The organism is Micromonospora aurantiaca ATCC 27029, from assembly GCF_000145235.1.
Taxonomy (GTDB): domain Bacteria; phylum Actinomycetota; class Actinomycetes; order Mycobacteriales; family Micromonosporaceae; genus Micromonospora; species Micromonospora aurantiaca.
The window spans coordinates 5,265,327-5,283,726 of sequence record NC_014391.1 but is presented as its reverse complement, the minus strand read 5'-3'; the positions used below and the strand labels follow the sequence as shown (position 1 = coordinate 5,283,726).

General features: G+C 72.3%; 17 protein-coding genes and 1 other RNA gene. 14 read left to right on the top strand and 4 right to left on the bottom strand.

The genetic code is table 11. The features are described 5' to 3' along the window. Nucleotides 1-148 precede the first annotated feature (148 nt). From MICAU_RS23250 to MICAU_RS23230, 5 genes are all read left to right on the top strand, one after another. Nucleotides 149-2,194 carry a DUF1800 domain-containing protein gene (locus tag MICAU_RS23250; RefSeq protein ID WP_013287796.1) on the top strand — a complete coding sequence of 682 codons (2,046 nt, stop codon included), beginning with the start codon at nucleotides 149-151 and terminating at the stop codon, nucleotides 2,192-2,194. A 14-nt stretch (nucleotides 2,195-2,208) separates the two neighbouring features. Beyond that, entirely contained in the window at nucleotides 2,209-3,582 is a 1,374-nt protein-coding gene (locus tag MICAU_RS23245) for a DUF1501 domain-containing protein (protein WP_244879787.1), read from the top strand. Continuing rightward, entirely contained in the window at nucleotides 3,579-4,994 is a 1,416-nt protein-coding gene (locus MICAU_RS23240; protein WP_013287794.1) for a ferredoxin reductase family protein, read from the top strand. The genes MICAU_RS23245 and MICAU_RS23240 overlap by 4 nt, the downstream gene beginning before the upstream one ends. Nucleotides 4,995-5,008: 14 nt before the next feature. After that, nucleotides 5,009-5,602 carry an FMN-binding protein gene (locus MICAU_RS23235; RefSeq protein ID WP_013287793.1) on the top strand — a complete coding sequence of 198 codons (594 nt, stop codon included), beginning with the start codon at nucleotides 5,009-5,011 and terminating at the stop codon, nucleotides 5,600-5,602. 74 nt (nucleotides 5,603-5,676) lie between these two features. Beyond that, nucleotides 5,677-6,402, top strand: coding sequence for an FAD:protein FMN transferase (locus MICAU_RS23230; RefSeq protein WP_013287792.1), 726 nt, complete (start codon nucleotides 5,677-5,679; stop codon nucleotides 6,400-6,402). A gap of 570 nt (nucleotides 6,403-6,972) precedes the next feature. On the opposite strand, the gene MICAU_RS23225 is transcribed toward MICAU_RS23230, so the two are convergent. Next, the gene (locus MICAU_RS23225; protein ID WP_013287791.1) at nucleotides 6,973-7,644 is read right to left on the bottom strand and encodes a bifunctional DNA primase/polymerase; all 672 of its coding nucleotides are present in this window, start codon (nucleotides 7,642-7,644) and stop codon (nucleotides 6,973-6,975) included. A gap of 217 nt (nucleotides 7,645-7,861) precedes the next feature. Here MICAU_RS23225 and MICAU_RS23220 point away from each other — a divergent pair, with 217 nt between their 5' ends. The 7 genes from MICAU_RS23220 to mctP all read left to right on the top strand — a co-directional run bounded on the left by MICAU_RS23220 (nucleotide 7,862) and on the right by mctP (nucleotide 14,539). Next, complete coding sequence (locus MICAU_RS23220; protein ID WP_013287790.1) at nucleotides 7,862-9,091, top strand: helix-turn-helix domain-containing protein; 1,230 nt, start codon at nucleotides 7,862-7,864, stop codon at nucleotides 9,089-9,091. Then, nucleotides 9,088-9,669, top strand: coding sequence for a flavoprotein (locus tag MICAU_RS23215; RefSeq protein WP_013287789.1), 582 nt, complete (start codon nucleotides 9,088-9,090; stop codon nucleotides 9,667-9,669). The genes MICAU_RS23220 and MICAU_RS23215 overlap by 4 nt, the downstream gene beginning before the upstream one ends. A gap of 94 nt (nucleotides 9,670-9,763) precedes the next feature. Next, nucleotides 9,764-10,636: a Nif3-like dinuclear metal center hexameric protein gene (locus tag MICAU_RS23210; protein WP_013287788.1), complete on the top strand. Its 873-nt coding sequence runs from the start codon at nucleotides 9,764-9,766 to the stop codon at nucleotides 10,634-10,636. Next, complete coding sequence (locus MICAU_RS23205; protein ID WP_013287787.1) at nucleotides 10,626-11,363, top strand: zinc ribbon domain-containing protein; 738 nt, start codon at nucleotides 10,626-10,628, stop codon at nucleotides 11,361-11,363. Before MICAU_RS23210 ends, MICAU_RS23205 begins: the two co-directional genes overlap by 11 nt. Before the next feature lie 5 nt (nucleotides 11,364-11,368). Next, the gene (locus MICAU_RS23200) at nucleotides 11,369-12,517 is read left to right on the top strand and encodes a bifunctional RNase H/acid phosphatase (protein WP_041799089.1); all 1,149 of its coding nucleotides are present in this window, start codon (nucleotides 11,369-11,371) and stop codon (nucleotides 12,515-12,517) included. A gap of 127 nt (nucleotides 12,518-12,644) precedes the next feature. After that, nucleotides 12,645-12,887 (top strand): DUF3311 domain-containing protein, encoded by a 243-nt coding sequence (locus tag MICAU_RS23195; RefSeq protein ID WP_013287785.1) that lies wholly within the window; start codon nucleotides 12,645-12,647, stop codon nucleotides 12,885-12,887. Next, a complete protein-coding gene (gene mctP, locus MICAU_RS23190) occupies nucleotides 12,887-14,539 on the top strand; it encodes a monocarboxylate uptake permease MctP (protein WP_013287784.1) in 1,653 nt (550 codons plus the stop codon). Before MICAU_RS23195 ends, mctP begins: the two co-directional genes overlap by 1 nt. A 55-nt stretch (nucleotides 14,540-14,594) precedes the next feature. On the opposite strand, the gene MICAU_RS23185 is transcribed toward mctP, so the two are convergent. Then, a complete protein-coding gene (locus MICAU_RS23185; RefSeq protein ID WP_013287783.1) occupies nucleotides 14,595-15,062 on the bottom strand; it encodes a MarR family winged helix-turn-helix transcriptional regulator in 468 nt (155 codons plus the stop codon). A 56-nt stretch (nucleotides 15,063-15,118) separates the two neighbouring features. Here MICAU_RS23185 and MICAU_RS23180 point away from each other — a divergent pair, with 56 nt between their 5' ends. Then, nucleotides 15,119-16,342: an MFS transporter gene (locus MICAU_RS23180; RefSeq protein ID WP_013287782.1), complete on the top strand. Its 1,224-nt coding sequence runs from the start codon at nucleotides 15,119-15,121 to the stop codon at nucleotides 16,340-16,342. A gap of 24 nt (nucleotides 16,343-16,366) precedes the next feature. Here the strand turns inward: MICAU_RS23180 and MICAU_RS23175 are convergent, their stop codons facing one another. Continuing rightward, complete coding sequence (locus MICAU_RS23175) at nucleotides 16,367-17,128, bottom strand: sulfite exporter TauE/SafE family protein (RefSeq protein WP_013287781.1); 762 nt, start codon at nucleotides 17,126-17,128, stop codon at nucleotides 16,367-16,369. Nucleotides 17,129-17,361: 233 nt separating this feature from the next. Between MICAU_RS23175 and rnpB the strand changes: the two genes are divergently transcribed. After that, nucleotides 17,362-17,770: RNase P RNA component class A (rnpB, locus tag MICAU_RS31610), an RNA gene on the top strand. 199 nt (nucleotides 17,771-17,969) lie between these two features. Here the strand turns inward: rnpB and MICAU_RS23170 are convergent. Then, entirely contained in the window at nucleotides 17,970-18,347 is a 378-nt protein-coding gene (locus MICAU_RS23170) for a hypothetical protein (RefSeq protein ID WP_013287780.1), read from the bottom strand. Nucleotides 18,348-18,400 lie beyond the last annotated feature (53 nt).

Sequence of the window (18,400 nt, the reverse complement as noted above, 5' to 3'; positions counted from 1 at the left end):
CGAGCGCGTTCGGCGCGCCTTGAGCGGCCGGGACGGCATGGCTACTTTCCCGTAGGCAACTTCTCCGGCAACCGTCGCCGCCCCTGCGCCACCCCGACCCCCATCGGGTGGCAGGCGTGCCGGCGCTCGAAGAAAACGGGATAGGTACATGGCCGACCTGAACGTGCCACCGCGTCGACCCCGGGACGACCGCGGCTGGGACGGATACCAGCACCCCCATCCGGACGGGTACCGCGACCCGCACGCGCCGCACCCCGGCGCCCACCCCGCCCAGGGCCCGCAGTGGGTCGGGCCGAACGGCTTCGCCCCCGCCGCGCCGGCCCCCGCCGGCTACCCCCAGTCCGGCGGCTACGGCCAGCCCAGCGGCGGGTACGGCCCGCCGCCCGGCGGTGGACTGCCCGACCTGGACGACGACGGCGACGAGGCCCCGAAGCGGGGCCGGCGCCGGGCGCTGGCCACCCTCGGCGGTGCCGTGGTGGTCGCCGGTGGCGCCGCCCTGGCCATGTCCCCGCAGGTGCGCGGCCTGTTCAGTGACGCGCCGGCCGGTGACGCCACCGGTACGGTGACCACCGACGGCAACGCGGCCCGGCCCAGCGGCCAGCAGCCCAGCACGGTACGGACCTACACCGAGCAGAACGAGAGCTACATGGGCTCCCGGGCCGGCGAGGCGCTCAAGCGCAACGCGCCGTCCGGTGGCCGGCTCTACGGCAGCCCGGCCGCCGCCGCCGAGGCGACCAAGGTGACTGTGAAGACGGTCCTCGCCAAGGACCCGATCCGGCACCTCGCCACCCGCACCACGTTCGCCGCCACCCCGAAGGTGATGGCCGACATCAAGCGGCTCGGCATCGACGACTGGCTGCGCCAGCAGCTCGAACCGGAGAAGATCGCCCCGACGAAGGCCGAGCTGAAGCTGGCCGAGCTGCAGTCGCTCAAGCTCAGCCCGACGCAGCTGCGCGACCAGCGCGAGCAGCTCAACGAGAAGGGCGTCGACCCGGCCCGCGAGACGGTGGACGCCACCATCGCCCGGCAGATCTGGTCGGACCGGCAGCTGTTCGAGGTGATGGTCGACTTCTGGAACGACTTCCTGCACGTCGCCGCCGACTTCGACGGCGGGGAGAACTACCGCAACGCGTTCGACCGGGACGTCATCCGCAAGCACGCGCTGGGCAGCTACCCGGAGATGCTCGTCGCCGCGAACAAGCACCCGGCGCTGCTGCTCTACCTGAACCAGGTCGACTCGCGTAAGGACGCGGTCAACGAGAACCTGGCCCGGGAGAACCTGGAGCTGTACTCGGTCGGCGTTGACGGCGGCTACACCGAGAAGGACGTCCGCCAGGCTGCGCTGCTCCAGACCGGACGGGGTGTCGCCGACGGCAAGTACAAGTTCTTCGCCGAGCGGCACTACCTCGGCAAGGTGAAGATCCTCGGGTTCAGCCACGCCAACAACTCCGACGACCCGGTGGCCGCCGACAAGGTCATCGACTCGTACATCCGCTACATCGCGATGCACCCGTCGACCGCCCGGTACGTGGCACAGAACCTCGCCACCCGGTTCGTCTCCGACACCCCGCCGAAGTCCGTGGTGGACCGGCTCGCGAAGGCGTACACCACGAACAAGGGACAGATCCGGCCGGTGCTGGCGACGCTGTTCAGCTCCTCGGAGTTCTGGGCGGCGATCGGCCAGAAGGTACGCCGCCCGATGGAGTACCTGGTCGCCACGTACCGGGTGCTCGGTGTCTCGCCGGACGCGGCCCCCGGCTTCACCGGCGACAACCGGCGCACCCCGTTCGCCCAGGGCCTGCGGCAGATCCAGGACAAGATGCGCGAACTCGGCCAGTACCCGATGGGCAAGCCCACCCCGGACGGCTACGCCGACGTCTACCTGGCCTGGACCTCGGCCGGGACGATGATCGACGGCTGGAACGAGGCCGGTGACCTGATCGGCGGCTGGCGCAAGCAGTTCACTTTCGTCAAGCCGGAGAAGCTGGTCGCGAAGCCGCCGGCCACCGCCGGGGCGTACGTGGACGCGCTGGCTCAGCGGCTGGTGCAGCAGAAGCTCAGCGCCAAGGAGAAGAAGCTCGTGCTCGCCGTGGCCGGTGTGGCCGAGAGCGCCAAGGTCGACGCCACCTTCAACGGGGCCATCGCCGCTGTCGCGCGGACGATCCTCGCGTCCCCCCAGCACCACCTCCGGTGAGGCATTCGATGGAGATGACCGTGAACCCGTACCCCCTGCACCCCGAGTGCCCCGACCTGCGGCGGCTGGCCGACAACCCGGCCGAGGCGCTGCTGCGCGCGGAGGCGGACATCGTCGCGGCCGAGAACGCGGCCGAGACCGACCGGTACCGCCGGCTGGAGGAGATCGAGGAGGCGCAGCAGGACGGCCGGGGCGTCACCCGGCGTACCTTCGTCGCCGGCGCCGCCGCGACCGCGACCGCGCTCGCGACGGCGCAGTTCGTCACCACCTCGGCGTCGTTCGCCGCGACCAAGACCGGCACGCTGATCCACGTCTTCCTCTACGGCGGGCTGGACGGGCTGAGCCTGGTCGCACCCGCCGACGACCCGGTGCTCGCCAAGGCGCGCCCCGACCTGCTGCTCGGTGACGACTCGCTGGCGCTGGCCCGCGGCTTCAAGCTGACCAGCGCGTTCGCGCCGCTGGAGAAGTGGCTCAAGGCCGGGCAGCTCGGCTTCGTGCCGGCCGTGTCGGACCCGCGGCTGTCCCGCAGCCACTTCCAGGCCGCCGACGCGTGCAACCTGGGCGGCCTGCCCGGCGAGACCGGCGGCCGGGGCTGGCTGGACAGCCTGGTCGACTCGCTCGGCAAGGGCACCGCGTTCCGCAGCGTCGGCATCGGCAGCACGCTGCCCCGCTCGCTCGTCGGCGTGAACGGCGCGATCTCCCTCAACAGCGTCGGCGACCTGCGGCTCAACGGCGACGACAAGTTCCGGGCGGCCACCGAGAAGGCGATCCGCGGCCTGTTCACCGGCATCAACCACCCGGTCGAGGAGGCGGTCATCGAGGGCATGGGCGCGCTCGCCACCGCCCAGAAGCTCGCCGCCAAGCCGTACGCCGCCGCCGAGGGCGTCGAGTACCAGGGCGTCGGGAACGCGTTCAAGCAGCTCGCCCAGCTCATCAAGGGCGGCGCGAACGTGCGGGTGGCGACGGTCGGCATGGGCGGCTACGACACCCACGAGAACCAGGGCACCCGCGAGGGCGGCCAGCTCTGGCGGCGGCTCAACGAACTGGCGAACGCGATGGCCGCGTTCTTCACCGACCTGGGCGACCGGTCGGCGGACGTGACCATCATGGTGTCCAGCGAGTTCGGCCGGCGGGTCGGCTCGAACGGCGGCGGCACCGACCACGGGCACGGCGGTGTGGTCACCGTGCTGTCCGGCCGCAAGCTGGCCGGTTCGCTGCTCGGCACCTGGAACGGACTGGACAAGCTGGACAGCGGCGACGTGCCGGAGTACAACAACATGTTCAACGTCTACGGATCGGTCGCGCAGGGACGCTTCGGCCTGACCACCGCCCAGGTGGACAAGGTCTTCCCCCGGCAGAAGTTCACCCCGGTCAAGATCTACGCGTGACGTACCAGGACACCCGCGCTGCCGGCCGCCGTACCGGGCATCCCGCCCCGTACGGCGGCCGTCCGGCTGCCCCCGTACCCCCGGGTCGTCCGCGCCGCGGACCCGGCGGCCGGCGTGCGCTGGCCGCGCTCTTCTGGCTGGGCCTGGTCGCCGCGGTCCTGCCGTGGTGGCTGGACACCCCGGCCGGATCGCTCGCCGACACCGCCGACCTGCTCACCGCCGGTGGCCGGATCACCGGGCTGCTCGCCGGCTACCTGCTGCTGGTCCAGGTGCTGATGATGAGCCGACTCGGCGTGCTGGAACGCGCGCTCGGCGGCGAGCGGATCTCCCGGCTGCACCGGGACCTCGGCGCGACGCTGCTGGTGGCGGTGCTCGCGCACATGTCGCTGCTGGTGGTCGGCTACTCCCGCCAGGAACGCAAGACGGTGCTCGGCGAGGTCGGCGCGCTGCTGACCGACTACGAGGACATGGTCTCCGCGTTCGTCGCCGCGGGCATCCTGGTCGCTGTCGCGTTCACCGCGGTACGCGCGGTGCGCCGCCGCCTGCCGTACGAGCTGTGGCACCTGCTGCACGCCGCCAGCTACCTCACGCTGCTGCTCGGGTACGCGCACCAGTTCAGCAACGGCGCGCAGCTCTACGAACCCGGCCCGGTGCGTACCGGCTGGATCGCCGCGTACCTGCTGGTCGTGGCCGCACTGGTGTGGGGCCGGATGCTCGCCCCGCTGGTGTTCAACCTGCGGCACCGGCTGCGCGTCGCCGACGTGGTGGCGGAGAGCCCGGACACCGTCTCGGTCTACCTGACCGGGCAACGGCTCAACCAGATCGACCTGCTCGGCGGCCAGTTCTTCCGCTGGCGCTTCCTCAACCCCGGCTGCTGGTGGCAGTCGCACCCGTTCTCCGTCTCCGCCGCCGCCAACGACAGGTGGCTGCGGATCACCGTCAAGGTCGTCGGCGGGTACACCGCCGAGCTGCGCGACCTCACGCCCGGCACCCGGGTCTGGGCGCAGGGCCCCTCCGGTACGTTCACCGCCGCGCACCGCACCCGGGAACGGGCGCTGCTCATCGCCGGGGGCAGCGGCATCGCGCCGCTGCGGGCGATGCTGGAGGAGCTGCCGCCCGGCGCGGCGCTGATCTACCGGGCGCGTACCCCCGCCGACGTGCTGCTGCACCAGGAGCTGGACTGGCTCGCGCAGGCCCGGCAGACCTCCGTCTGGTACGTCGTCGGCCGCCGCGACGACCCCGGCCCCCGCCAGGTGATGAACCCCGAGGGCCTGCGCCGGCTCGTGCCCGACCTGACCCGCCGCGACGTCTACCTGTGCGGCCCCGGCGGTCTGGTCGACGAGGCAGTCGCCGCGCTGCGTGCGGCAGGCGTGCCCCGCCGCCAGATCCACCTGACCGCGTTCGAGCTGTAGGAGAGGCACCGCCCATGCGTCGCGCGCTGCTCGCGATCACCGGCCTGGCCGCCGGCACCACCGCACTGGTGGTGCTCAAGGGCGCGCCGGGCGCCGGGCAGGCCGGAGCGGACGTACCGGCCGCGCTGGCCCCGGTCGCCCCGGGCGGCTCCGCCGCGCCCGAGCCGCCCTCGCCCACCGGCTCCGCGCCCGGCGTCACCCCGTCGCCGCGCGCCTCGTCGAAGCCGACCCCGAAGCCGTCCGCCGACCGCAGCGCGGCCAGCCGCGGTGGCACCCGCACGCGCACCACACCGGCCGCGCCCCGCACCACCACCAGCGCGCCCAAGGCCACCACCCGCACGGTGACCGGGCCGTCGGTCACCTACGAGTACGGCTCGCTCCAGGTCCGGATCACGCTCAGTGGAAGCCGGATCGTCGACGCCACGGCGATCGGGCTGCCGCTGGGCGGGCAGTCCGGGCAGCGCAGCGACGACGTGCAGGCCCGCTACAGCGGCACCTCCGGCGAGGTGGTGGCCCGGCAGAGCGCCAACCTGAGCACCGTGTCCGGAGCCACCTACACCAGCACCGCGTACAAGCAGTCGTTGCAGGCCGCGCTGGACAAGGCGTGACCGTGCCGGCTCATGCCGGTGCCGTCGGTCCCGGTCCGTCCGCCCGGCGCGGCCTTCGCCGGGTCGAACACATCATGGGTACGGCGATCAGCCTCGACCTGGCCGACGACCTGCCCCCGGAGACCCTGCACGAGCTGGCCGAGGACACGTTCGGCTGGCTGCGCGAGGTGGACGCGCGGTTCAGCACGTACCGCGACGACAGCGAGGTGTGCCGGATCGACCGGGGCGAGCTGCGGGTCGCCGACGCCTCCGCCGACCTGCGGGCCGTGCTGGCCGCCTGCGCCGACCTGTGGACCGCCACCGACGGGTTCTTCGACGCGTACGCGACCGGTCGCCTCGACCCGTCCGGCTACGTGAAGGGCTGGGCGGCGCAGGTCGCCTCGGACCGGCTGGTGGCCGCGGGCGCGCCGAACCACTGCGTGAACGCGGGCGGCGACGTGCGCGTACGCGGCCACGACGCGGCCGGTGAGCCGTGGCGGATCGGGGTGCGGCATCCCTGGGACGCGGGGGCGACCTGTCTGGTGCTGACCGGCACCGACATGGCGGTCGCCACCTCCGGCGTGTACGAGCGCGGCCACCACGTGCTGGACCCGCGCCGGGGCGTACCGGCGACGGGTTTGCGCTCGGTGACTGTGGTGGGTGCGGACCTGGGCGTGGCCGACGCGTATGCGACAGCGGCGGTGGCGATGGGCGCATCGGGCCTGGCCTGGCTGGACCGCCTACCGTCCCCGTGGCAGCACGCCGTGGTCACGGACGACGCCCACCAACACCACTCCCGAACCCTCCCCACCCTGCCCTGACCGCCGCCTCCCCTTGCGCGGTCGATCATGAAGTTGGCGGCACCGCCTCCCGGCGTGTCGCACCGCCAACTTCATGATCGACGGTGCGTTTGCGTGCTGCCCTTCCCTCCGCCTGCCCTTGGTGCGGTGATCAAGGAGTTTGTTCCTCCAGAACGTGCTGGGCGGACGCAAACTCCTTGATCAACCGGCGGTGGGCTGGTGGGGGAGGAAGGGAGAGGGGGGAGGGAAGGGTGCAGGCGGGGTCAGCGGAGGGGGCGGTGGAGGATGGCGGGGCGGGAGCCGGTGGGGCGAGGACGGCCGGGGCGCACGCCCAGCGGTCGGGTGAAGGCCCACGGGTGCAGGCGGCGGCGGGGCCGCGCCGGCTCGGTACCGCCGGTGTGGCGGGCAGCGTCGTCCCTGGACATGGTCAACCCCCGCTCTGGCGCGGACGCGCCCTCGCCAGGAACAACGAGCCCGGTGCCGGGGAGGTCGCTGTCGGCCACCCGTCCGGGTCACCGGACCCGCTGTGACCAGGGAGAACGCTCGGCGTCGGAGCACGCGTTGCGGAAGCACCGGCCGGGTGCTGGGAGGTCAGCGGCCGCGGCGGGGCAGCGGGAGATGACCGGGGAACAGGTCGGCGCCGAGCGTCACCCCGGCCGCCCGTAACGCGGCGATCAGCGCGTTCTGCACCAGGTACGAGTCGGGTAGCTGCCACCGGGCCTGCTCGGGCGCGACCACCCAGCGCACCGTCCCCTCGGGCAGCCGGGTCGGTGGCGCGGGGATCCACGAGCCGGGTCCGTGGCGTACCATGTGGAAGCAGTGCTCCAGCTCGGGCCGCAGCGGGTCGCCGGGGCGTACCAGGAACATCCAGCGGCCGGTCGGGGTGACCAGCGCAGGGCCGCGTACGCCGAAGCCGGCGGGGTGGGTGGCGACCGCTTCCAGGACCTGCCGGCCCAGGTGGGCGGCGACCTCCAGGACGTCGAAGGCGCGGCCGGTGGGCAGCAGGATGCCGTGCGGGCGGCTGCGCCACCAGGTGGCCACCCGGGCCGGGTCGGCGCTGGCGGCGTGTTCCCAGTCCTCCAGTGCCGGGTGGCAGCCCACTGTGGGACAGCCGGCCCGCCCGCAGACGAAGCGGCTGTTCGCCAGGCAGGCGCCGGGGGTGACCGGCCAGCCGTGCAGCGCGTACCGCACCGCGACGCGGCGCAGCCGGACCCGTTCCAGCGGCGAGAGGTGAGCGACGCGCGGTCGGACGTTCCTCCACATGTCTGTCGTCCCCTCTGGTCCCGCCGAACCGTCCACAAGCCACACGTCGAAAGCCGTCACTGCCGTAACCCACGCTCGTTGAGGTGACTAACGGTCGGTGCAACTTGCACGAAAACTACGAGAACTGGCTGGACGGTGGACGCACAACCTGTGCGATCGGCGCGAGCCTGAGGGACGTGGGGGGACCGGCCGGCGCCGTGAGGGGGAGGGAACGGGAATGGACGAACTGCCCATAGGCCGGCGGGTGGCGTACTGGCGGAGCCGCCGCAAGATGTCCCAGCAGGTCTTCGCCGACCGGCTCGGCAAGTCCAAGAGCTGGGTGGACAAGGTGGAGCGCGGCGTCCGCCGGCTGGACAAGTTCTCCGTGCTCTACGAGATCGCCGACATCCTCCAGATCGACGTGCAGTTGCTGCACGGCAAGGACCCGGAACGGCGTACCGACGCGCTCAACTGCATCGACCAGGTCGAGGTGGAGGAGATCCGCACCGCCCTGGAGCGGTACGACTCGATGAGCGCCTACTTCGACGCGGCGCCCTACCCCCCGCCGCTGGCCGACATGCGCAAGGCCGTGAACCACGCCTGGCTCACCTACCAGTACGGCCGCTACGGCATGCTCACCCGCGCGCTGCCCAAGCTGCTGCGCGACGCCCAGGCGGCGGACGCCGGCTACGCCGCCGGCGACCAGGTACGCGAGGCCGCCCACCTGCTCGGGCAGGTCTACCAGATCGCCTCCTCGGTGCTGCGCAAGCTCGGCGAGTGCGACCTCGCCTGGCTCGCCGCCGACCGGTCGATGGCGGTGGCCCAGCGGGCCGACGACCCGCTGCTGGCCGGCATCGCCACCACGCGGGTCTGCAACGCGCTCGTCGCGATGGGCCGCCCCCGCCCGGCGCTGGAGCTGAACGTCCGCATCGCGGGGCGGCTCGCGCCCGGCGGCGACAACGACGTCCGGCCGGAACGGCTCTCGGTGTACGGCATGCTGCTGCTCCAGGGCGCGATGGCCGCCGCCCGGATCGGTGACTCGGCGACAGTGGACGACCTGCTCGCCGGCGCGGGTGAGGCGGCCACCATGCTCGGCGGCGACCACAACCACTACTGGACCTCCTTCGGCCCGACCAACCTGGAGCTGCACCGCGCGGCGGCGGCGGTCGAGCTGGGCGACGGCGGCCGGGCGGTGGAGACCCACATGCGGCTGTCCGAGCCGGCGTTCAACGCGCTGCTGCCGGAGCGGCGCGCGCACCACCTGCTCGACCTGGCCCGCGGCTACTCCCAGATCGGTGACGTCGCCAACGCCGGGGACATGCTGCTGCGCGGTGACCGGCTCGCGCCCTCCGAGATCCGGTGCCGGCCGATAGCGCACGAATTGATGTCCGAGATTCTCCGTCGCACACGTGGTGCGCCGCCTCCGCCGATCGCGGAGTTGGCTGAACACATGGGAGTCGGAGTATGAGCGGTCCGAAGACCGCCAACGGGCACCGGCGGGTGCTCTACGTCATCGCCTGCGGTTCGCCGCTGGCCCGTCACGTCGGCCGGCTGGTCGACCTCGCCCAGCGGGAGGGATGGACGGTCTGCGTGGTCACCACGCCGGACGGCGCGAAGTTCGTCGACCGGACGGAGCTGGCCCGGCAGACCGGCCACCCGGTCCGTACGCACTACAAGAACCCGGGTGACCCGGACGTGCTGCCCCCGGCCGACGCCATGCTGGTGTGCCCGGCCACCGTCAACACGATCAACAAGTGGGCGGTCGGCATCACGGACACCCTGGCGCTGGGCCTGCTGATCGAGGCGCAGGGTATGGGGGTGCCGATCGCTGCCGTCCCATACACGAACGAGGCGATGGCCGCGCACCCGGCGTTCCGGGCCAGCCTGGACCGGCTCGTGCAGTGGGGCGTCCGGATGGTCTTCGGCGACCACGTCGTACGCCTGCACCCGCCCGGCACGGGGGACCGGCGCGCGGACGCCTTCCCCTGGGACGCCGGCCTGGCCGCCCTGCGCGGCGCGGACCGGCCGGTCGCCCCGGTCGGCTGAGAGGCGCGGTGGGCGCGGCCCCCGGCAGACGCCGGGGGCCGCGCCCGGCGACGGTCGGCGTGTACCGGCCCGGACGCCGGTAAGCTGGCCGCCCGTGAGCACAACCGGATCGCCGCACACCGTCGCCGACGTGGTGGCCGCCCTGGACCGCCGTTACCCGCCCGCGTGGGCCGAGGAGTGGGACCGGGTCGGCCTGGTGCTGGGCGAGCCCGACCACCCGGTACGCCGGGTCGCCTGCGTGGTGGACGTGGTCCCGGAGACCGTGGACGAGGCACTCGACGCCGGCGCGGACATGATCGTCGCGCACCATCCGCTGCTGCTGCGTGGCGTCTCCTCGGTGGCCGCCACTACGTACAAGGGCCGGATCGTGCACCGGTTGATCAAGGCGGACGTCGCGCTGCACGTGGCGCACACCAACGCCGACGTGGCCGACCCGGGGGTCTCCGACGCGCTCGCCGCCCGGTTCGGGCTCACCGGGCTGCGTCCGCTGCACCCGCCCCGCCCCGGCTCGCCCGCCGCCGGGCCCGGCCGGGGCATCGGCCGCATCGGCGAGCTGCCCACCCCGATGACGCTCGCCGAGCTGACCCGGCTGGCCGCCGCCGTGCTCCCGGTCACCGCCTGGGGAGTTCGCGCCGCCGGGGATCCCGGGCGTATGGTTCGTACCCTCGCCGTCAGCGGCGGCTCGGGGGACGGCTTCCTCGCCGAGGCGACCGCGGCCGGGGTGGACGCGTTCCTCACCGCGGACCTGCGCCACCACCCGGCCGGGGAACACCTCGCCGCCGGTGGCCCGGCGCTGCTGGACGCCGCCCACTGGGCGACGGAGCGACCCTGGCTGGACGACCTGGCCGCCTACCTGGCCGCCGAGCTGGACGTCGAGACCGTGGTGTCCGACCTGGACACCGACCCGTGGACCGTGCACGCCGCCGCGCCCCGGCCGGACGACAAGGAGCCCCGACGTGAAGGCTGACCCGAAGGTGCAGCGCCGCCTGCTCGACCTCCAGGCGATCGACACCGCGCTGGCCCAGCTCGCGCACCGCCGCCGCACCCTGCCGGAGCGCGCCGAGCTGGAGGCCCTCGCGCGTGAGCTGTCCGCGCTGGAGGACGAGCGGGTCCGCGCCCAGGTGGCAGTCGACGACCTGGACCGGGACATCGCCCGGATCGAGAAGGACGTCGACCAGGTGCGGGCGCGCAAGAGCAAGGACGAGGCCCGGCTGGCCTCGGGCAGCGGCCCGGCCCGCGAGCTGGAGGCGATCCAGCACGAGCTGGTCTCGCTGAACCGCCGGCAGAGCGACCTGGAGGACGCCGAGCTGGAGCTGATGGAGCAGCGGGAGACCGCGCAGGGCGTGCTCGACGGCATCGAGAGCCGGCTCGCCGAGGCCCGTGAGCGCCGCGCCGCGACCGAGCAGCGCCGCGACGAGACCCTCGCCGAGATCAGCAAGGAGGAGGAGTTCAAGCGCACCGCCCGCCAGCCGCTCGCCGGTGACCTCCCGGCGGACCTGATCGGCCTCTACGACAAGATCCGCGAGGACACCGGCATGGGCGCCGCGCTGCTCACCGGTGGCCGCTGCGGCGGCTGCCGGCTGGAGATGTCCGGCGCCGACCTGGCCCGCATCCGCAAGGCCGACCCGGACGACGTGGTCCGCTGCGAGGAGTGCCGGCGGATCATGGTCCGGACCAACGAGTCGGGGCTGTAGCCGTCGTGGCGGTGCGCGCGGTGGTGATCGAGGCCGACGGCGGCTCCCGGGGCAATCCCGGCCCGGCCGGCTACGGCGCCGTGGTCCGCGACCCGGAGACCGGTGAGGTGCTGGCCGAACGGTCCGAGTCGATCGGTACGGCGACGAACAACGTGGCCGAGTACCGGGGCCTGATCGCCGGGCTGGAGGCCGCCGCCGAGCTGGGCGCGGCCGAGGTCGAGGCGCGGATGGACTCCAAGCTGGTGGTCGAGCAGATGTGCGGCCGCTGGCAGATCAAGCACCCCGGGCTGCGTCCGCTCGCCGCCCAGGCGGCCGGGCTGGTCAGCCGGTTCGCCGCCGTACGGTTCACCTGGGTGCCCCGGGAGCGCAACCGGCACGCCGACGCGCTCGCCAACGCGGCGATGGACGCCGCCGCGTCCGGCGCCGCACCGGCAGCGGCGGCGGCCGAGGCGCGGGAGGCGACTGTCGTGCGCGCCACCGGCACCGACCCGGCCACCACGCCCGCCTCCTGGGAGCCGCGCCCGACCGAGGAGGCCACCCGGCTGATCCTGGTGCGGCACGGCGAGACCGAGCGCACCGTGCAGAAGCGCTACTCCGGCCGGGGCGACGTGCCGCTCACCGAGCGCGGCCGGGCCCAGGCCCGGGCCACCGCCGCCCGGGTGGCCGCGCTGGCGCCGTCCGTCGCCGCAGTGGTCAGTTCCCCGCTGTCGAGGTGTACGGCCACCGCCGAGGCGGTCGCCGCGCAGGTCGGCAACCCGCCGGTACGCACCGACGACGACCTGATCGAGTGCGACTTCGGCGTCTGGGAGGGGCACACGTTCGCCGAGGTACGCGAGGGCTGGGCGGCCGAGCTGGACGCCTGGCTCGCCTCCACCCGGGTCGCGCCGCCGCGGGGCGAGTCGTTCGTGACAGTCGCCGAGCGGACCGGGCGGGCGGTCGACCGGCTGCGGTCGGCGTACCCGGGGGAGACGGTCGTGGTGGTCTCCCACGTCTCGCCGATCAAGCTGGTGCTGCGCGACGCGCTCGCCGCCGGCGACGCGTTCCTGCACCGGCTCTACCTGGACACGGCCGGCATCTCGGTGCTGGACCTGTACCCGGACGGCGGCGTCGCGGTCCGCTCGGTCAACGACACCTCGCACCTCGCGGACGTCTGACGGCCGCTCGGCGCATGCCGGCGGCCGCTCGGCGCATCGACATCACCCGATCGGACGTGATCCCCGTCACAGGGTCGTAGCCTCCGGCCGTCACATGGCCCGCTACGAATGCCCGGAGGGGTGTCACATGTCCGCACCGGAACCGGAGGCGCTCGACACGGCGCGATCCAGGGCGAAGGACAAGAGTCCCTGGAACTGGTTGCTCTTCATCCCGATCGTGGTGCCGCTGATCCCGGCACTGTTCAACGCCGACTCGCCCCGGCTGTTCGGCTTCCCGCGCTTCTACTGGTTGCAACTGGTCTGGATCCTGCTCGGCGTCGGCACCACCACGCTGGTCTACCAGATGACCAAGAAGCGGGGTGACCGCTGATGTGGCGGGACCACCTCACCGAGATCATCGTCTTCACGCTGCTGTTCCTGCTGGTCAGCGCCATGGGTTTCGTGGCTGCACGGTGGCGCAGACCGACGGACATGGCCCACCTGGACGAGTGGGGACTGGGCGGGCGCAGCTTCGGCGGCTGGATCACCTGGTTCCTGGTCGGCGGTGACCTCTACACCGCGTACACGTTCGTGGCGGTCCCGGCGCTGATCTTCGGGGCCGGCGCGGCGGGCTTCTTCGCGGTGCCGTACACGATCGTCATCTACCCGCTGGTGTTCCTGGTGCTGTGCCGGCTCTGGTCGGTCTCGCACCGGCACGGATTCGTCACCCCCGCCGACTTCGTCCGCAACCGGTTCGGCTCGCCGATCCTGGCGCTGCTGGTCGCGATCACCGGCATCGTCGCCACCATGCCGTACATCGCGCTGCAACTGGTCGGCATCGAGGCGGTGCTCAAGACCATGGGCGTCACAGGGGACAGCGCGCTGGCCCGGCACCTGCCGATCATCATCGCGTTCGCGATCCTGGCCGCGTACACGTACCAGTCCGGGCTGCGCGCCCCGGCGCTGATCGCGTTCGTCAAGGACTCGCTGATCTACATCGTGATCCTGGTCGCGGTGATCTGGCTGCCGTACAAGCTCGGCGGCTGGGGCGCCATCTTCGACGCGGCAGACGCGAAGTTCCAGGCGTCACCCGCGCCCGGCGACGGCATCCTGCTCAACCAGAACAACCAGATCCAGTACGTGACGCTGGCGTTCGGCTCCGCGCTGGCGCTGTTCCTCTACCCGCACAGCATCACCGGTGTGCTGGCCAGCCGGAACCGCGACGTGATCAAGCGGAACATGTCCGCGCTGCCCGCGTACAGCCTGCTGCTGGGGTTGATCGCGCTGCTCGGCTACATGGCCATCGCGGCGAACGTGAAGCCGTTGCCCGGCGCGAAGGAGGGCACGACCGACGGCAACACTGTGGTGCCGCTGCTGTTCGACCAGCAGTTCCCGGACTGGTTCGCCGGGGTGGCGTACGCCGCAATCGGCATCGGCGCGCTGGTGCCGGCGGCGATCATGTCGATCGCGGCGGCGAACCTGTTCACCCGCAACATCTACAAGGAGTACCTGAAGCGGGACGCCACCCCGGCGCAGGAGGCGAACGTCTCGAAGATCACCTCGCTGGTGGTGAAGGTCGGTGCGGTGGCCTGCATCGTCTTCCTCGACCCGCAGTTCTCCATCGACCTCCAGCTCATCGGCGGCGTGATCATCCTGCAGACGCTGCCGGCGGTGGCGCTGGGCCTCTACACCCGCTGGTTCCACAGGGGTGCGCTGATCGCCGGCTGGGCGGCCGGCATGGGCCTGGGCATGTGGATGCTCTACCAGATCGGCAACCCGGCGACCGGGAAGAAGCACTTCGCCGGGTCGGCGTTCCCGCTGGAGAAGTTCGGTTTCGACACGCCGAAGACCATCTACGTGGGCATCGTTGCGGTGCTGGTGAACCTGGTGGTGGCCGCGCTGCTCACGCTGGTGCTGCGCGCCGCCAGGGTGGCCGACGGGCCGGACGGCACCACGCCGGACGACTACTTCGCCGACGAGGGCGACCCGCGCGTGACGGCGACCGCCGATCGCGGAGACTCCGCGCGGGAGCCGGTGGCGTGAAAGGAAGGGCCCCTTATTAACGCATTCTGCATAATAAGGGGCCCTTCCTAACGCCTCAGCGGCGGCGGTTGCGCGCGTCGAGCGCCTCGTTGAGGCGGTGCAACATGTCCGCCAGTGTCTCCCGGTCCGCCTCGGGCCAGGCGGCGAGGATGTCGCCGTACAACCGGGTGCGGGCCGCCCGGACGGCGGCCATCCGCTGGAGCCCGGCCGCCGTCGCGGAGATCACCGTGCCGCGCCCGTCGGCCGGGTCGGGGGTACGCGAGATCAGCCCGTCGCGCTGGAGCGCGGAGACCTGCCGGGTGACGGTGGAGCCGTCCAGGTTCAGCCGCGCGGCGAGCGCCGAGACGTTCTGCGGGCCGGCCGCGTCGAGGTGCCGCAGGATCACGTACGCGGCGCGGTCCAGCAGCCGGTGCTCCATCGTGCCGGTGCCCCGGCGGGTGGCCTCACCCAGGCGCATCAGCAACGCGACCTCGGTTTCGATCCGGCCGAGGGTGACCTCGGGAGCGTGGACGTCGTCACTCATAGCTGTATGATACAAGAAAAATACCTGTACGATACAGCTATCTGGGAGGTTGCGGAGTGGATCACCGATCCGAGCCCAACCGCAGTGCCATCTACGCCACCACGCTCGTGGCGTTCCTCGCGATCGCCGGCATCGCCGTGGTCGACCCGATCCTGCCCGCCATCGGCGAGGCGATCGGCGTCACCGCCTGGCAGGTCGAGCTGCTCTTTACCGCGTACATCGCGGTCATGGCCGTCGGCATGATCCCGGCGACGCTCGCCAGCGGGCGGTTCGGTTTCAAGCCGGTGCTCGTCACCGGCGTCTCGGTCGTCGGCCTGGCCGCCATCGGAGCCTCGTTCAGCAACGACATCGTGCAGCTCTCCGTGCTGCGCGGCGTCTGGGGCCTGGGCAACGCGATGTTCTTCGCCACCGCCATGGTCGTGCTGGTCAACCTCGCGAACGACAGGGAATGGGTGGTCGGCCTGTTCGAGACCGCCCTCGGGCTCGGCTTCGCGGTCGGCCCGCTGATCGGCGGCCTGCTCGGCGAGGTGAGCTGGCGGCTGCCGTTCTTCGTCTGCGGCGTGTTCATGGTGCTGGCGCTCGGCGTCGCCGCTCGCAAGCTGCGCGAACCGGTGAACAAGCAACAGCCGGTACGCCTCGGCCAGATCTTCGCCACCTACCGCAGACCCGCGTTCGTGACGCTGTGCGTGGTCACCGCCGCGTACAACTTCGTCTTCTTCGTCGTGCTCGGCTACACGCCGCTGTTCCTGCGCCTCGACGTCATCCCGCTGGGCCTGGCGTTCACCGGCTGGGGCCTCGGCCTGGCGGCCGGCATCCTGCTGATCGGGCACCGGCTGGCCCACCGCATCGGCGCGGTGCAGACAGTCGGCGTCGCACTGCTCGGCCTGCTGGTCTGCATGGTCCTGTTCGCCACCTCCACCGGCACCGCCATGTCGCTCGTCGTCCTCGTCGTCGCCGGCCTGTTCATGGGCCTCGCCAACGCCAACCTGACCGACCTGGCGCTCGGGCTCGGCTCCGCCGACCGGCGCGTCGCCACCGGCGCGTTCAACCTGGTCCGCTGGGGCGCCGCCGCGCCCGCGCCGATCATCTCCGGCAAGCTGGCCGAACACAGCCTGGCGCTGCCGTTCTGGGTCGGCTTCGGGGTGCTCGCCGCCGGCGTGCTCGCGTACCTCGCGTTCGGTCACCTGATGGCGGCCGGCTACGGCGAACGGGTCATCTGGAACCGGGCCGCCCGCCGCGCCGAGCACGCACCGGAGGAGCCGGTGGGGGAGGCCTACTGAGGGGTCCGGTCTTGCCGGGTGGCGTCAGGTCAGCGCCCGCCACAGCAGGTAGAACCCGATGGCGGTGCCGAACACCACGATCACCGTCTTCAACACCACCTGCGGAAGCCGGCGGGCCAGCCGCGCGCCCGCGTACCCGCCGAACAGGGTGGCCGGCGCGACCACCGCGACGGCCGCCCAGTTCACCGGGCCGAACAGGGCGAACACCACGAGCGTGGTCAGCCCCACCACTGCCGAGAGCAGGTTCTTCATCGCCGACACCCGGGCCAGCGTCGCGTCCAGCACCAGCGCCAACCCGGCCACCAGCATCACCCCGAGGGCCGCGCCGAAGTAGCCTCCGTACACCGTGCCGAGCGCGACCATGGTCTGCACCGTGACGGTACGGCGGCGCGCGCCCAACCGTTCCGGATGGCCGACCAGCCGGCGCAGCGGACCCTGGAACGCGAGTACGGCGGTAGCGCCCAGCACGAGGAACGGCACCACCAGCTCGAACGCGCGCGCCGGAGTCGCCAGCAGCAACGCGCACCCGGCGATCGTGCCGAGGACGGCGGTGGGCAGCAGCGACCACAGCTCCCGCCCGCGCGGCAGGTCCACCCGGCTGCCCGCCACGCTCGCCACGTACCCCGGGAAGACCGACACCGAGTTCGAGACGTTCGCCGCCACCGGCGGCAGGCCGGTGGCGATCATCGCCGGGAACGTGATCAGTGAGCCACCACCGGCCACCGCGTTCACAGTGCCCGCGGCGAGACCGGCGGCGAGCAGGAGCGCGGCGTCGGAGAGATCCATGGTCCCCCGAGGCTAGTCGGTCGGGCGGCGAGCGCGCACCGCGCCAGTTCGGGCGCGCATCGCGCCAGTTCGGGCGCGCATCGCGCCCGTTCGGGCGCGCATCGCGCCAGTTCGGGGAAGTGGCGGTATCCCGGGCCGGTTGATGCCGCCACCTCCCCGAAGTGGCGGACGAGATGGTGGGCGGGGTGGAAATGGGCGCGGCGGGTGCGTCGTTAGGATGAGGGCGCGACGGACGAGTCGACCGGGCGGTCGCGTCGACGGGCTCCGGCCCGTCGCCGAGGAACGTCCGGACTCCACAGGGCAGGGTGGTTGCTAACGGCAACCCGGGGTGACCCGCGGGACAGTGCCACAGAAAACAGACCGCCGGCCCGTAACGGGACGGTAAGGGTGAAACGGTGGGGTAAGAGCCCACCAGCACCCCGGGTGACCGGGGTGGCTCGGTAAACCCCACCCGGAGCAAGGCCAAGAAAGGGCCGTCACCGCAAGATGACGACCCGCGCAGACGCTTGAGGGCTGCCCGCCCGATGTCTGCGGGTAGGCCGCTGGAGCCTGCCGGCAACGGCAGGCCGAGATGGATGGCCGCCGCCGGTGCGCCTACGGGCGTGCCGGTCACAGAATCCGGCGTACAGGTCGACTCGTCCGTCGCCCACCCAGCTCAGAGCTTTGATCAAGGTTCTGAGCTGGTTCTAGTAACGTCGACGGTCGTCGTTGGTCAGCAAGCTCTCGCGGTGCCGACGTCGCCCGTCGTCCCGGCGGTGCTGCCTCCCCGCGGCGTCGTCCAGCCAAACCGGCCGCACGTCGTCGGGATCCTCCGATGACCGCCGTCTGTACCGGTCACCCGCTATCGGAACTCGTGGATGACCTCGATCGAACCGACGATGTGCGCGTTGAACTCGTCGAGTTCGTCGGCCGCAACCCACAGCATCGGAGCGGCGGATCCGCCGAAGGACCGTGTCGAGTAGCGGCCCAGGAAACCCGTCTCGACGTGGAAGCGGGCCACGTAGCGCACGGGTCCGAACAGGTTCCAGTTCTGCGCAGCCCTGACCGCGAAAGCCTCGTCGAGCATCGGGAAGAAGTGAGTTTGCTCCGGCGAGAGTAGCGGCCACCTGCGCCCCCCTGCCTCGCGGACGAGGTCGAGTTCCTGCTGTCCCAGGGGGCGCCACAGCACTGTGGTTACGTCGCTGCTCACGTCGCCCCCGCTGCCTTGATCGGTCGTCATACCGGACAGTCCCGCCGGATCGAATGGAGGAGCGGAACTGAGCGCGTGACGGA

Coding starts and splice junctions, on each gene's coding strand:
- MICAU_RS23250 (WP_013287796.1), top strand. CDS start 149: ATGGCCGACCTGAACGTGCCACCGCGTCGACCCCGGGACGACCGCGGC.
- MICAU_RS23245 (WP_244879787.1), top strand. CDS start 2,209: ATGACCGTGAACCCGTACCCCCTGCACCCCGAGTGCCCCGACCTGCGG.
- MICAU_RS23235 (WP_013287793.1), top strand. CDS start 5,009: ATGCGTCGCGCGCTGCTCGCGATCACCGGCCTGGCCGCCGGCACCACC.
- MICAU_RS23230 (WP_013287792.1), top strand. CDS start 5,677: ATGGGTACGGCGATCAGCCTCGACCTGGCCGACGACCTGCCCCCGGAG.
- MICAU_RS23225 (WP_013287791.1), bottom strand. CDS start 7,644: ATGTGGAGGAACGTCCGACCGCGCGTCGCTCACCTCTCGCCGCTGGAA.
- MICAU_RS23220 (WP_013287790.1), top strand. CDS start 7,862: ATGGACGAACTGCCCATAGGCCGGCGGGTGGCGTACTGGCGGAGCCGC.
- MICAU_RS23215 (WP_013287789.1), top strand. CDS start 9,088: ATGAGCGGTCCGAAGACCGCCAACGGGCACCGGCGGGTGCTCTACGTC.
- MICAU_RS23195 (WP_013287785.1), top strand. CDS start 12,645: ATGTCCGCACCGGAACCGGAGGCGCTCGACACGGCGCGATCCAGGGCG.
- mctP (WP_013287784.1), top strand. CDS start 12,887: ATGTGGCGGGACCACCTCACCGAGATCATCGTCTTCACGCTGCTGTTC.
- MICAU_RS23185 (WP_013287783.1), bottom strand. CDS start 15,062: ATGAGTGACGACGTCCACGCTCCCGAGGTCACCCTCGGCCGGATCGAA.
- MICAU_RS23175 (WP_013287781.1), bottom strand. CDS start 17,128: ATGGATCTCTCCGACGCCGCGCTCCTGCTCGCCGCCGGTCTCGCCGCG.
- MICAU_RS23170 (WP_013287780.1), bottom strand. CDS start 18,347: ATGACGACCGATCAAGGCAGCGGGGGCGACGTGAGCAGCGACGTAACC.